Source organism: Promicromonospora sp. MEB111 (assembly GCF_030209445.1).
In the GTDB taxonomy this organism is placed as follows: domain Bacteria; phylum Actinomycetota; class Actinomycetes; order Actinomycetales; family Cellulomonadaceae; genus Promicromonospora.
The window spans coordinates 313,239-327,006 of record NZ_JARVSD010000016.1; the positions used below are offsets into that span (position 1 = coordinate 313,239).

Annotated in this window: 11 protein-coding genes and 1 tRNA gene; 7 read left to right on the top strand and 5 right to left on the bottom strand. The window is 71.8% G+C overall.

Annotated features, from left to right (window positions below):
- The first annotated feature begins 92 nt into the window (after nt 1–92).
- A complete protein-coding gene (locus tag QRN56_RS20615) occupies nt 93–230 on the top strand; it encodes a hypothetical protein (protein ID WP_285106367.1) in 138 nt (45 codons plus the stop codon).
- A 40-nt stretch (nt 231–270) separates the two neighbouring features.
- On the opposite strand, the gene QRN56_RS20620 is transcribed toward QRN56_RS20615, so the two are convergent.
- Nucleotides 271–1,356: a Gfo/Idh/MocA family protein gene (locus QRN56_RS20620; protein ID WP_285106368.1), complete on the bottom strand. Its 1,086-nt coding sequence runs from the start codon at nt 1,354–1,356 to the stop codon at nt 271–273.
- Nucleotides 1,341–2,051 carry a ThuA domain-containing protein gene (locus QRN56_RS20625; RefSeq protein ID WP_285106369.1) on the bottom strand — a complete coding sequence of 237 codons (711 nt, stop codon included), beginning with the start codon at nt 2,049–2,051 and terminating at the stop codon, nt 1,341–1,343. Before QRN56_RS20625 ends, QRN56_RS20620 begins: the two co-directional genes overlap by 16 nt.
- Before the next feature lie 134 nt (nt 2,052–2,185).
- On the opposite strand from QRN56_RS20625, the gene QRN56_RS20630 reads away from it, so the two are divergent.
- From QRN56_RS20630 to QRN56_RS20645, 4 genes are all read left to right on the top strand, one after another.
- Entirely contained in the window at nt 2,186–3,196 is a 1,011-nt protein-coding gene (locus QRN56_RS20630; protein WP_285106371.1) for a LacI family DNA-binding transcriptional regulator, read from the top strand.
- 105 nt (nt 3,197–3,301) lie between these two features.
- A complete protein-coding gene (locus tag QRN56_RS20635) occupies nt 3,302–4,189 on the top strand; it encodes an alpha/beta fold hydrolase (protein ID WP_285106372.1) in 888 nt (295 codons plus the stop codon).
- A 237-nt stretch (nt 4,190–4,426) separates the two neighbouring features.
- Nucleotides 4,427–4,500, top strand: a tRNA-Pro gene (locus QRN56_RS20640).
- A 239-nt stretch (nt 4,501–4,739) separates the two neighbouring features.
- On the top strand, nt 4,740–5,978 hold the full coding sequence (locus QRN56_RS20645) for a tyrosine-type recombinase/integrase (protein WP_285106374.1): 1,239 nt from the start codon (nt 4,740–4,742) through the stop codon (nt 5,976–5,978).
- Nucleotides 5,979–6,840: 862 nt separating this feature from the next.
- On the opposite strand, the gene QRN56_RS20650 is transcribed toward QRN56_RS20645, so the two are convergent.
- Nucleotides 6,841–7,746: an SMP-30/gluconolactonase/LRE family protein gene (locus QRN56_RS20650; RefSeq protein WP_285106375.1), complete on the bottom strand. Its 906-nt coding sequence runs from the start codon at nt 7,744–7,746 to the stop codon at nt 6,841–6,843.
- Between the two features lie 141 nt (nt 7,747–7,887).
- Here QRN56_RS20650 and QRN56_RS20655 point away from each other — a divergent pair, with 141 nt between their 5' ends.
- Together QRN56_RS20655 and QRN56_RS20660 are read left to right on the top strand one after the other, a co-directional pair.
- A complete protein-coding gene (locus tag QRN56_RS20655) occupies nt 7,888–8,856 on the top strand; it encodes a dihydrodipicolinate synthase family protein (RefSeq protein WP_285106377.1) in 969 nt (322 codons plus the stop codon).
- Nucleotides 8,853–9,581, top strand: a complete 729-nt coding sequence (locus tag QRN56_RS20660) for an SDR family NAD(P)-dependent oxidoreductase (RefSeq protein WP_285106379.1) — start codon at nt 8,853–8,855, stop codon at nt 9,579–9,581. The genes QRN56_RS20655 and QRN56_RS20660 overlap by 4 nt, the downstream gene beginning before the upstream one ends.
- Nucleotides 9,582–9,678: 97 nt before the next feature.
- Here QRN56_RS20660 and QRN56_RS20665 read toward each other — a convergent pair whose 3' ends face one another.
- Both QRN56_RS20665 and QRN56_RS20670 read right to left on the bottom strand, forming a co-directional pair.
- Nucleotides 9,679–12,360: a golvesin C-terminal-like domain-containing protein gene (locus tag QRN56_RS20665; protein WP_285106380.1), complete on the bottom strand. Its 2,682-nt coding sequence runs from the start codon at nt 12,358–12,360 to the stop codon at nt 9,679–9,681.
- An 85-nt stretch (nt 12,361–12,445) separates the two neighbouring features.
- On the bottom strand, nt 12,446–13,750 hold the full coding sequence (locus QRN56_RS20670; protein ID WP_285106382.1) for an ABC transporter substrate-binding protein: 1,305 nt from the start codon (nt 13,748–13,750) through the stop codon (nt 12,446–12,448).
- Nucleotides 13,751–13,768 lie beyond the last annotated feature (18 nt).

A 13,768-nucleotide genomic window follows, 5' to 3' on the forward strand; every position in this document is an offset into this window, starting at 1 on the left:
CGGGCTCCTCCTCGCCAGGCACCGCGATCTCCGGAAAACGGACGCTCGCGTCCAGCCGCAGTGCCGCGACCAGCTCGCGGTAGAGGTGGGCGATGGTCACCACGGCACCGGTGCTCGCGACGTCCCGGATCGCTTCTGCCAGCGCCGCCGAGGTGAGCAACCAGGACCTGCCGCGGCACGTCGCGGCCGACCTCGCGGTGCAGTCGTTCCGGCGCGGCGTGGCGCCCTGACCCGAGCCCGGCCGAAGCGAGGCCCGGGTCAGCGCCCCAATCAGCGCGGCGCGTCCGACAGCGGGACGGCGGCGGGCCGCTCGCACCTGCTCTCGACGGCGACCGTCGCGCCGCTGTCGGCGGCCGCGAGCAGCGCGGTCATGATCTCCAGCACGTGGTAGGCGAGCTCGCCGTCGGCACGCGCGGGCACGCCCGGCGGCGTCGTCGCGAGATCCGCGACGCCGTAGCCGCGCCCCGCGTCCCGGTAGCCGGCGCTCAGCGGCAGGGTCTGCCAGGAGCCGCCGAGCTCGTGCAGCTCGACGTCGCCGTCGAACTGGTTGGGGTCGGGGACCACGAGCGAGCCGGTCTGGCCGTGGACCTCGATGTTCGAGGCCCGCGTCGCCACGGAGTCGAAGCTCATCACCAGGGTCGACAGCGCGCCCGAGACGTGCCGGAGCACCCCGGTCACGTGCGTGTGGACGTCCACCGGCACGGTCTCGCCCGCGCGCGGGCCGGACCCGATGGTGCGCGTGGCGCGCGTGTGGCTCGCGGCGCCGACCACCGACTCGACCGGGCCGAGCAGCGTGACCAGCGCGGTCACGTAGTACGGGCCCATGTCCAGCAGCGGCCCGCCGCCGGGCTGGTAGTAGAAGTCGGGGTTGGGGTGCCAGCGCTCGTGGCCCGGCGTCGTCATGGTGGCGGTCGCGGCGACCGGAAGGCCGATCGCGCCGTCGTCGATGGCCTTGCGCGCCGTCTGCACGCCCGTGCCGAGCACGGTGTCCGGGGCGCAGCCCACCCGTACCCCGGCGGCCCGCGCGGCGTCGAGGACCGCGCGGGCCTCCGCCGGCGTGACCGCGAGCGGCTTCTCGCCGTACACGTGCTTGCCGCCGGCGATGGCCTGCAGGGCGATCTCGGCGTGGGCGGCGGGGATCGTGAGATTGAGGACGAGGTCCACCTCGGGGTCCGTCGTCAGCTCCGCGACGGTCAGGGCGCGGACGTCCCGTTCGGCGGCGACGGCCTTCGCGCGGTCGGCGTCGAGGTCGGCGACGGCGACCAGGCGGACGGCGTCCAGGCGCTCGAACGTGGACAGGTACTGGCCGGCGATCGCCCCGACCCCGACGATCCCGACCCTCAGCGGCTGGCCCACAGGATTCCCCTCTCGATGACGGTACGGACGTTCGGGTCGTCGACGACGGCGAGCTCGTGGCCCGGCGTCGACACGAAGATGCGGCCCGCACCCCACTGGCGGGTCCAGATCGCGGGGCACGTGACCGGGCGGTGCCACGGGTCAAAGTCGCGCGCGGCGAGCGTCGTGGTCGCCAGCACGTCGTTGTACTCGTCGGACAGCACCCAGTACTGCTCGGTCGTCAGCTCGAAGTCGGAGATCCCGGCGACGATCGGGTGGTCGGCGCGTTCGGGCACGATGTCGATCGTGTGCCGCAGGAAGTTGTCGGCGGCCTCCCCCGCCAGCTCCGCGCGCGGCGCCTTGGGCGGGTGGGTGGCGAACTGGCCGCCGATCAGCTGCAGGTAGTCGGAGCTGTTGCGGTAGGAGTCGGCGATACCGCCGTGCCACCCCGCCAGCCCTGTACCGGCCGCCACCGCCGCGATCAGGCTGCTCAGCTCCGCGCTCTCGATCGTGCTCATGGTCACGGTCTGCACGATGACGTCGATGCCGGTCAGGTAGTCGGCGTCGGCATACACCGCCGTCGAGTCCTCGACCCGGACCTCGTAGCCGTGCTCCGCCAGGAACGGGAGGAACGAGTCCGTGGTCTCGACGGGCTGGTGCCCGGTCCAGCCTCCGCGCACGACCAGTGCGCGCTTGGTTCTCGACGTCGTCGTCATAGGTGCTCCGCTCCAGAAAGTTGCGCAACTCGTGGCTCGATGAAGTGCCAGCGACCCTTTGATACACGAGGACTTTTGCCGGATCAACCCCCAAAAAGTTGCGCAACTTCTACCGCCGTCGTTACGGTCGCCGCATGCCGAACCCTCGCCGCACCACGCTCGCGGACGTCGCGCAGGCGGCCGGGACGACGGTGCCCACGGTCTCCAAGGTGCTCAGCGGCCGCTCAGACGTCTCAGCGGGGACCCGCGACCGGGTCATGCGCATCGTCGCGGAGCTCGGGTACCGCGGCCGCTCCGGGCGGGACGCCGCGCCGCGCGGCGAGAGCTCACTCGTCGACCTCGTGCTGAGCGGGATCGAGGGCACATGGGCCAACCGGGCGCTGAGCGGTGTGGAGCAGGCCGCCGAGGAGGCGGGTCTCGACGTCGTCGTCTCCGTGGCCCGGCCACCCGGCGACGCCTGGCTCACCCGCCTGCTCGCGCGGCGTCCGCGTGGCGCCGTGCTCGCCCTGGTCGACACCAGCGCCGAGCAGCTCGCGACGCTCGCCGCCGCCCGGGTGCCGATCGTGCTGCTGGACCCGGTGCGCCAGCCGCCGTCGTCCGTCGCGAGCGTCGGGGCGGCCAACTGGGCCGGCGGGCGGGCCGCCGCCGAGCACCTGCTGGCCCTGGGGCACCGGCGGTTCGGGATCCTGGCCGGGCAGCGCACCCACCTCTACAGCCAGGCCCGCATCGACGGGTTCCGCTCCGCCGTCACGCAGGCAGGGCTCGACCTGCCCGACGACCGCGTGGTGCACACCGACTGGCGGCGCGAGCGGGCCACGGAGCAGGCCGTGGGCCTGCTGCGCGGCGGGACGACGCCGACGGCGGTCTTCGCGTGCTCGGACACCATCGCGCTCGGGGCGTACGACGCCGCCGCCGCGCTCGGGCTGCGCATCCCTGAGGACGTCAGCGTTGTCGGCTTCGACGACCTGCCGGAGGCGCGCTGGCTCAGCCCCGCGCTGACCACGGTGCACCAGCCCATCGCCGAGATGGGCGGGGCCGCGCTGCGCATGCTGCTGCGGATCAGCGGCGACCCGCCGCGGGAGGCACCCCGCGAGGAGCTCGCCACGCGGCTCGTGGTCCGGGGGTCGACGACGGCGGTGGGCTGAGCGGCCCGGGCCTTCGGGGATCACGGCCGGCGCGGACCGCTCGACGGGCACAGGCCTCGGTCACAGGTCCGCAAGGTGTCCGGTCTTGGGGGTATGAGTCGATCCGTGACCTCCAGCGTCGCCCTCGGAACCCACACCATCGCCGTCCGGCACGAGAACGCCGTCATCGACCAGCGCTACCACGTCGCCGGTGCCGGCCCCGTGTGCGTCGTCCACCCGGGCGGACCCGGGATCGGCTGGGACTACCTGCGCATGCCCGAGCTGGAGCGGACCATGACCATGGTGTACATCGAGCCCGTCGGCACCGGGGCGTCGGGCCGGCTCGCCGACCCCCGCGGATACAACCTGGGCACGTACACGCACTTCCTGCACGCGGTGGTGGAGCACCTGGGGCTACCGCAGGTCATGGTGCTCGGACACTCCCACGGCGGGTTCGTGGCCCAGCGCTACGCGCTCGACCACCCCGACCGCGTGGCCGCGCTGGTCCTGTACGACACCTCCCCCGTGACCGGTGACGACTTCTGGCCGACGGCGGTCGCGAACATGGAACGGTTCGCGCAACGCCACCTCGTCGAGCACCCCGAGGTGGCCGGTTACGTCGCCGGACTGACGGGCCGCCCCGAGCCGTCCGACGACGAGGGCGCGACCGAGGTGCTGCGCAGGATCTCGCCGGCCTACTTCCACGACTACTGGGGCCACGAGTCCGCCTTCGCCGTCGGGCGCAACGCCCTGCGGATGTACGCCGCCCCGGCGTGGGGCGAGGGCCCCGCCTTCGACGTGCGGGCGGAGCTGCCCGCCATCACGGCACCCACGCTGGTGCTGGTCGGCGACGACGACTTTATCTGCGGTCCGCGCTGGGCCCGGATGATCCACGAGGCCGTGCCCCGCTCGCGGCTGGCCGTCCTCGACCGGACCGGGCACCTCGGCCACATCGAGAGCCCCGGCAAGCTCACCGCTGCGGTGACCGGGTTCCTCGCCACGGTGGCCCGGTAGCCTCCCCCGTCGTGTCAGTCGTACAGGTCACTCGGGTGACCTGTACGACTGACACGAACGAACGGAGCGACCACCAGTCGCGGCGACCATCACTGTCCGACGCGCGATGGCTGGGTCTAACAAAGGACGTCCGACGCTCCGACCTCGCCTGGTCGGGCACAGCCCCCGAGGTGGGGTAGTATTTCCGTCGGCCCCAAGGGGCCAAACCGGTAGCCTTGAGCATGCTCAAGATCACCGCGGGCTGTGGCGCAGCTTGGTAGCGCACTTGACTGGGGGTCAAGGGGTCGCAGGTTCAAATCCTGTCAGCCCGACCGCATCAGGCCCGGGATTCCAACGGAATCCCGGGCCTGAAGGGTTTCTGAGACGTGATCCATCCATCACTTTCCCATCACTTTGAGTGCTCCGGCGCAGGTGAGTCCTCCCCCGTGCCTCGGTTGCTACGGGTTGAATCGGGTCCCGTCGGGTTGAGCAGGGTGCTGTCTCGACACGGGATCCGTGCTTCTGGTGATCTGCGGTACCCAGTCACCGCCACGCGGGGCGGTGAGGTGCGATGAGGGCGCGGATTCCTGCGGGGACGTTCGGTGACGTCTACATCGCCCAGACCAGCCCGTCCTCGTGGCGCTCCAGGACCCGGTTCCGCGACCAGGACGGCATGCTGCGGCTCGTCGAGGCCAGCGGTCCGACCGCGAAGACTGCCGAGCAGGCGCTGAAGGTCAAGCTCGCCCACCGCACGCGGATGGCGGGTGTCGGCGAGCTCCACCCCCACAGCCCGTTCCCCGACCTGGTCCGCGTCTGGCTGGAAGACCTCGAGCTGGACCCGGACCTCGCCCAGGGCACGAAGGACCTGTACGAACGGGACATGCGCACTCTCGTGGTGCCGGTGTTCGAGCACTTCGTGCTGCGGGAGATCACGATCAGCAAAGTCGACCGATTCCTGCGCACCCTGGCGAATCAGTCCTACTCCCGGGCCAAGCACGCCAAGGTCGTCCTCAACCTCGCCCTGGGAATGGCGCACCGGTACGAGGCGATCGAGAAGAACCCGGTCACCGGCACGAAACGCCTCAAGCGGCCCGCCACCCAGGCCACCGCCCTGACCCTGGAGCAGATCCAAGCCATCCGGGTCGCGGCCCGGACCTGGCGCCGCGGAGACGCGAAGGTGCCTGGCCCTAAGCCGGATGGGCAGCTGGAGGTCATCATCGAGGTCATGCTCGGCTCCTCCCTGCGGATCGGGGAGGTCCTCGCGCTGCGCAAGCGCGATATCGACCTGACCACCACGCCCGCAACCCTGCGGGTGGCGGGCACGATCGTGTCCCCGAAAGGCAGGCCGACCTACCGGCAACCCCACCCCAAGACTCGTACGTCGGTGCGGCGGATCGCGATCCCGTCCTACACCGCCACCGCCCTCAGGGACCGCCTGGTCGACCTCGCCGGCCACGAGCCCGGGACGCTCGTGTTCCGGACCAGGAACGGGACACCGTTGACGACGAACAACATCCGCCGCCGCCTGCGCGACGTCCTGGCCACCGCGGGCACCACCGGGGTGACGCCGCACTCGTTCCGGCGCACCGTCGCGACCACGATCGAACGCGCCGCCGGCGCCGACCTCGCAGCCCAGCTCCTCGGCCACACCAGCTCGGAGATCACGGTCAAGCACTACATCGAACCCAACACGAGCATCGACACCCGCACCGCCACCATCCTCGAAACACTCACACCGACAACCACGACGTCGCAAGCTTCGGGCACACCATCCACCGCCAAGATCTCAGGCGACGCAACCAGGACATAGCCAGACCTGTCAGCAGCGCGGCGCCTCGAAGATCGAGTTCCGCCTCTCACCGCGGTGACACCATTGGAGCGCGGTGCGGATAGAGATGCCGGTCGACCATTTGTGGTTAGTTCCGGGCAGTAGGCACGACCGTGCCGAATGATTTTCCGGGTTGCTGCCTCCGAAAGGCCGTCTCCTCGTCAGGGAGACGGCCTTTCGTGTGGCCTCCAGCTCGGTGCGACACCGGACTCGCCGCGGCTCGCACGGGTGCTTCACATCTAGGGCGCGTGCCCCTAGCCGCCGACTGAGGCCAGCGAGAGCGGACATGGCCACGGACGGGAGCCCGCTGCCAACGCGCGCAGCGGGTGCCGTCTGCACGTTCAGGATTCGGCGAACTCGCCCGAGCCACGGGTGGGCTCTTGTTCCTCGACTCAGCGCCCAATGGAAAGCACACCCTGCTGGATCGTCACTCATGCTAGCGTCGCGCACGCGGAACCGCAGGTCAGACCATGCCACGGCCGGTGCCAGGCAGGAGCACGCCACCGATCGACGACACTCCTATCGACGCACCGGTGTCACCTATCTGCGCAGCAGTCCCGCTGAGGTCGAATGGCACCGGTTCTACGGCCGCAGACTGACCGCGACCGTCACTCTCTCTTCGGGTGACGGGTCAGGGATCTCTCCCGGGCGGTAGCGCGGTAGGCGGCTCGCCGGAAGGATCGCCGTCGCACTGATGCCCGCGAGGACGAGCAAGAGGCAGCGCTCGGTACCCTGCATCTCGCGGAGGAGATCGACCTCGCCGACCGCGTCATGGTGGTCAACCCCGGCGGGTACATCGGGAGTCCACGCGACGCGAGCGACGAGCTCGGGGACCACGTCCGGCTCATTCCATCCCGTCTGGCCGCCACGACAACGCCGCCGGTCCGTCCAGGCCGACGTCGATGCCGAGGACCGCACCGTCGACCTCTCCCGGGTCGGGAAGTCCCACGCTCGCCGTCGTGACCACGAGCATTCCCGCCGCAAGGGCGAGTGCGGTGGGCCGGCGTGCGGGGAGCGGCACGCTCTCGATCAGGCGGCCCTGCGCCGAGTAGCGGTCCACCCGCGCCCCGTCCCAGACGGCGACCCAGAGCGCGCCCTCGTCGTCGATCGCCATGCCGTCCGGGTTGCCGTCCGGGACCGTGACGACGTGCCGCCGTCCGCCGAGCCTCCCGTCCTGGGCGACGTCGAACGCTTCCACGCTGCGGTTCGGCAGGGTGTCGATGTAGTACAGCGTGCGACCGTCCGCGGAGAACGCGAGGCCGTTCGAGACCGTCACCCCGGCGAGCCGCTCAACCACTCGACCATCGGCCTCCAGGCTGTAGAGACCGCACCGCGGCGTCCGCGACAGGGACTGGGTACCGGCCCAGAACCGGCCGCCGGGGTCACAACCGCCGTCGTTCATGAACGCCCAGCCGGGCGCGGCCGTCGCGTCGACCGCCGTGACGGTGCCGTCCCGGGCCACCCGCCAGAAACCCTGGTCGGCCGCAACGACCCAGCCGGACGACGGCCCCTGGGTCTTCCCCGGGGGCGCCTCGGACCTGGCGGGTGCCACCGGGGCGGCGCAGCCGATCCGGGACCCGACCACTACCGAGGGACCCGGGACGAGCCCCGCCCGTCCGAGCTCCCCGCGGTGCAGTCGGCCTGTGGCCATGTCGACCCAGATCAGCTCGCCGGCGTGCGCGTCCCACCGTGGCGACTCTCCCTGGACGTAACGCTCGGCGCACAGGATCTCGACCTCCCGGCAGCTCACGTTCCCGCTCCTGACCGCTCCATGACCGCACCCCTCACTGCACGCCCGCCTGTTCGGTGGTAATGGAACCCAATATATGGCACCCTAACTCATAATATGCATGCCGCATGCCACGAGTGACAGACGTCGAAAAGAGGACCCATGGCCCCGCGCCTCCACGGCCTGATGCCCATCCTGGCCACGCCGTTCGACGAGTCCGGGAGCCTCGACCGGGCCGGGTTGCGCCGTCTGGTCGAGTTCGAGCTCGCGGCGGACGTCGACGGCCTTGCCGTCTTCGGCATGGCCAGCGAGGGGTTCGCACTGACCGCCGCGGAACGGCGGGTCGTCCTGGGCGACGTGGTCGAGCTGGTCGCCGGGCAGGTGCCGGTCGTCGCGGGCGTCAACGGCACCTCGACGGTCAACGCCGTCGAGCAGGCCCGCGAGGCGGAGGCGGGCGGTGCCGACGCGCTCATGGTCCTGCCCCCCTTCATGGTCCGCCCGCCCGCCTCGACCCTCGTGGACTTCTACGGGAACATCGGGGCGTCCACCGGCCTCCCCGTGATGATCCAGGACGCGCCGGGAGTCACCGGGGTGGCGATGTCGCCCGCCCTGATCGCCGAGCTCAGCCGCGTGGAGCACGTGCACGCCGTCAAGATCGAGTCGCCGCCCACCACGCCCAAGGTCGGCCAGGTCGTCGACGCCGTCGCGAACACCGAGTTCGCGGTGCTCGGCGGCCAGAACGCCCAGTTCTGCCTCGAGGAGCACGCCGCCGGCGCGGTGGGGACCATGCCGGCGTGCGAGTTCCCCGACCTGCTCGGCCCGGTGCTCCGCCGTTTCGGCGCCGGAGAGGTCGAGCGTGCTCGGGCGGAGTTCCGCCAGATCCTCCCGCTCGTGCTCCTCGGCCTCCAGCCCGGGATCGCCTGGGCTGTGCACAAGGAAGTCCTCGTCGCGCGCGGCATCATCGAGCGGGCCACCGTCCGCTACCCGGCCGCTCCGCTCGACGCGACGAGCCGGGCCGCGTTGCGAGTCGTGCTCGACGAGCTGCGGCTGACCGGACAGGCTGCCCCTGTCGACGCCGTCGAGGCGGCCGACGCCTTCAAGGCGGCCGACGCCGTCGAGGCGAGCGCATGAGCGGCCGGGGCGTGCTCCTGGTCGGTGGCAACTCCGAGATCGCCGTAGCGGTCGCCGAGCAGTTCGCGGACCAGGGGGACGCCGTCGTCGGCGTCGGTCTCGCGCCGTGGGAACCCGACGGGGGCGACGTCTACCGCGGGTTCCTGGTGGCGGACTGCGCCGACCCCGCGCAGGCCGAGCGGGCCGTCGCGGACGCCGCCGAGATCCTGGGCCGGCTCGACGTGGTCGTGCTCGCCGCCGCGCAGATGCCGGTCGCCTCGGCCGTCGACACGAGCGACCTGCAGTGGCGTGGCGCGCTCGGGGCCACGCTGGACTCGGCCTTCTTCGTCGCGCGCGCCGCGCTGCCCCGGCTCGGTGCCGGCTCGTCGATCGTCGCCATCACCTCCGTCAACGCCGCCCTCGCGGCCCCCGGCCTGCCCGCGTACGCGGCCGCGAAGGCCGGGGTCGAGGGCCTCGTCCGGCAGCTCGCGCTCGAGTACGGGCCGCGTGGCATCCGCGTCAACACCGTGGAGCCGGGCTCGATCGCGTCCCACGACACGGGCGAGAGCGAGGGGTACCCGTTGGGCCGCATCGGCCGCCCGCACGAGGTCGCCTCGGTCGTCACGTTCCTGGCCTCGGACGGCGCGTCCTTCGTGACTGGCGCCACGATCCCTGTCGACGGCGGGCTCTCGATGTCGTCCCCGGCGGCCTGGCTCAAGCCGGCGCTGCGCGAGCGCTGGCTCTGAACCGCGGCAGCCGGGAGATACGCGGCCGCCGGGAGAACCGCGGCCGCCCGGGGCATCATGCCCCGGGCGGCCGCACCTCTCAGCACACCAGCACGGGTCAGCCCACCGGCACGAACTTGACCACGTTCGTGCGCAGGAAGTTCTTCCCCGTCGCCGCCGGGTTGGTCAGGGTGACGAACCCGCCGGTCCCGGACGCGAACGTGTGGGTACCCAGGGAGACCCATCGAGAGCCACCGGCGGTCTGGTCGTACTCCGTCGTTGCGGTCCCGTCCGCCGACGTCACCGCGTACCGGGCCACCGGTGTCCCGTTCGTGTTGGTCGGCATCCAGGCGTAGACCTCGTACTCCCCCGCCTGGTCGAGCTGGGGCCGCCACTGCGCGGACGCGGTCCCGGCGCTGCTGGTCCGGGTCGGCGTGGCCAGCCACCCCGGGACGCTCGACGGCGTCCACGTCCCGGTCTCGGTGTACCCGGTGTCCGCGACCCCGATGATGCTCATCGACAGCGGGGTCACGGTCGTCGTGGCCGGTGCCGACTCGTTGCCGACCAGGTCGAGCGTCCGCACCTCGATCGTGTGCGCCACGTCGTTCGCCAGGTCCTTGACCTCGTAGCCGAGCGGCCGGTTCGTCTCGTCATTGATGTTCCCGACCGGCAGGCTGCCGTTCTGGAGCTCCCCGTCGACGTAGACGTTGTAGCCACCGAGGTCGAGCTCGGTGTTCTGGTCCCAGTAGAGCACCGCCCGGCCGTTCGCGGCCTCCGCGACCAGGCCCGACGCCGGCGCGGGCGCCAGGTTGTCGGCGGGGGCCACGGCCGGCTTCGCGGCGGACGGCGAGGACTCGTTACCGAGCCGGTCGACGGCGGTCACCGTGATGTCGTAGGTCTGGCCGGCGAGCAGCTCGTGGAGCCGGAACAGGTTCCGGCGCACCGGCTGCCAGGTCAGCCGCTGCCCGTCGAGGTAGACGTGGTAGCCCACGACGTCCGCCCCGGTCACCGGGGTCCAGGTCGCGGTGAACCACGCGTCGCCGTTCGCCGGCGTCGTCGTGACGTCGACGGCGAGGCCGCCCGGCGTCGTCGGCGCACCCGCCTCCTGCGGTGCGGGCACGAACTTGACGGCGTCGACGCGCATCTGCCCGGGTGTGCCGGTCTGCCCGTACTCCACCGAGCCGCCCGACCCGGCGTTGAAGGCGAAGTTGCCCAGCCGCAGCCAACCGGCCGCCGGTGTCGTGTCCGTGACCTCGACGCTCGCCGTGCCGCCGGCGTGCGTGACCGAGAAGGCCGACGTCTCCGGCATGTTCGCGTCACGAGGCGGGACCCAGGCATAGACGTCGTAGCGTCCCGCCGTGAGCGTGGGCGCCCAGCGCGCCTTGGCGGTCGACGGGCTCGCGTAGCGCGTGGTGGACCCCCGCCAGCCGGTGACCGCCGTGGACGTGGCCCAGGTACCCACCTCCGAGTAGCCCGGCGAGCCGTGATCCACGACGGTCGACGGGACGAACTTCACGGCGTCGGCCCGCAGGATGCCCGCCCCCGCGGCGTCACCCGTGACGGAGACCCGCTGCCCGGCGCCCGGCGTCATCGAGTAGGCCCCCAGGCTCACCCACTGCTGGCCCGCGGTCGTCTGGTCCACTGTCACCGCGGTGCTTCCGCCGTCGTGCTGCACGGTGTAGCGCGCCGCCGTGTGGCCCGTGTCGAGCAGGTTGGGGTTCCACGCGTAGACCTCGTAGCTGCCAGCGGCCGGGAGGGTCGGCGTCCAGCTCGCCGTCGCCCCGCTCGCGCTGCTCGCCCGCACCACCTTGTCCTGCGCCCCGAACGCGACCTGGCGCCCGTCGGTGACCTCGTAGCTCCACGTGCCGGTCTCGGCGTACCCCGCGTCGCCGTTGTCCACCATCGCCGATGCCGCCGACCGGTCGTTCCCGTTCTCCACCGGGGCGAAGTAGCGGAAATGGTCCCACGTGGTCTCGGCCGGCAGGTTGCCGGTCTCGACGCCGTCGGTGTAGCCGAGCGTCGTGAGCCACACGTTCTGGATGCCGTGCGGGCCGGCCTTGTCCAGCGTGTACTTCAGCACGCCATCCGTGTAGAAGCGCACCTCCGTGGGCGTCCACTCGAAGCCGTACGCGTGATACGCGGCCGAGCTGTCGGCCTGGGTCACCAGGTTGCCCTGGTTGCCGACGTGGCCCGGCATGAACCAGTGCGAGTGGTAAGCGAGCTTGTCGGGGGCGTGCGAGTCGACCTCGAAGCCGTCGATCTCGTTGATCCGGTTGTGCGGCCCCGTGTAGCCCGGCACGTCGGGGATGTAGGCGGAGAGCCCCGTGGTCCAGAACGCCGAGTGGAACCCCCGCTCGCCCCACAGCTTCGCGCGCACCTCGTAGTACCCGTACCCGAACCAGCGCTTCGAGACGACGCCGCCGCAGCTCGTGACGATGTCACCGTACGGCTCGTCGAGCTCGTCGAAGGCGATGTGCAGCAGCCCGTCGTCGACGGTGACGTTCTCCGGCTGGTTCGTGCAGATGGCCTTGTCGCCCTCCCGGTAGAACCACTCGCTCTCGTCGAGGCCGGTGCCCTCCGGGGTGACCCCGTCGAACTCGTCCGCCCAGGCAGGCTCGTAGCCCGGAGGCACCAGAGAGGGGGCGCGCTCGGCGGCCGCCTGGACCGGAGACGCCGCTAGGGCCGGCTGCCCGGGCCGGCCGGCGGCCGGGCCGGCCAGGCCGAGCGAGGTGAGGGTGAGCACGGCCACGACGGCCACGAGTGCCGGTCGGGGGCGGGGTACGAGCCAGTTCGTCGTCACGGGTCTGCCTCCTTGCAGGGGTCCGGATGTCGATGGTTCCGTCCAGCGGCCGGGAGAGCGGCCGCCGGGCGTTGTGCCGCGGCTGCTACGCGTTGGCGTCGAGCAGGTCCTGCACTTCCTGCTTCAGGTCGTTCAGCCCGGCCTGCACCTCGGTCTGGCCGGCGAGGATCCGCGCGATGCCGGCGCCGATCGCCGTGTCCACCTGAGCGGTGACCGCGACCTTGTCCCAGGCGGCACCGCGCGCGTGCTCGGAGATCTCGGTCCGGAACTCGGTCTGGAACCGGTCCTTGGCCAGCGCCGGGATCTGGTCCGCCACCGACTGCGCCGCGGGCGCCACGGCCGACCCCTCGTAGAGCGCGGTCCCCGCGGCGACGTTCGTCGCCGCGTACTTGATGAACTCGCGGCTGGTGAGCTCGCCCTCGCCGGCGGTCGCGAACAGGCCGCCGCCCCAGCCGCGGTTGTACGACTCGTTGCCGCCGGTCGTCGGGCGCGCGATCGCCGCGATGTTGTCGACGATGTCCTGGGTGCCGCCGTTCGTCGTGACGAAGGTCGCGGCGAGCGGGGCGTCGTCGTACAGCGCGGCCCGGCCGGTGGCGAACAAGATGCGCGCGTCGGTCCGGGCCACGTTCGGCTGGATCAGCCCGGCGTCCAGCAGCGACACGAACCAGGTGACCGCCGCGACGCTCTCGGCGTCGCCGATGGTGCACTCGAGGCCGTCGGTGACCACCTCGCTGCCGAACCCCCACATCCAGTGCACGATGTCCTTGAGGTCGGGGTTCTTGGTCACCGCCGCGTACGGGATCAGGCTCTTGTCCTGCGCCTTGATGCCCTCGAGCGCCGTGGCGAAGTCCTCGACGGACATCCCGGACGCGATGCCGGCGTCGCGGGCGATCTCGCCGTTGGCGACGATGCCGACGCCCGACGCCGTGAGCGGCAGCACGTAGAGCTTGCCGTCGAGGGTGTAGGAGTCGAGCACGCCCTGCGGGATGCCGAGCCCCTCCGCGAGGTCGGTGAGGTCGGCCAGCACCCCCATCGGGGAGAGCACCTGCCATGGACCCGCCTGCCCCACCCCCATGAGCTTGCCCGAGCTGCCCGTCAGGGCGAGCTGGGTGGCGGCCTGGTCGTAGGGGTAGACGACCGGCTCGATCGTGACGCCGGCCTCCCCCGCGAAGCCGTCGACGACGGACTGCCACGCCTCCTTCTGCGCGTCCTCCCCCAGGGAGTTCCCGTAGAAGTTGATCGTCTTGGCCGCCGTCGCGCCCTTCGCCGACGCCGCCGGGGCCGGCGTCGTCGGGGCGCAGCCGGCCAGGGCGAGCATGCCGAAGGCGGCCGCCGCGGTGCTGCCGCCGAGGAATACGCGACGCGAGATGGTCGCGGACGTGATTGCCATGAACTGCTCCTTCGTGGG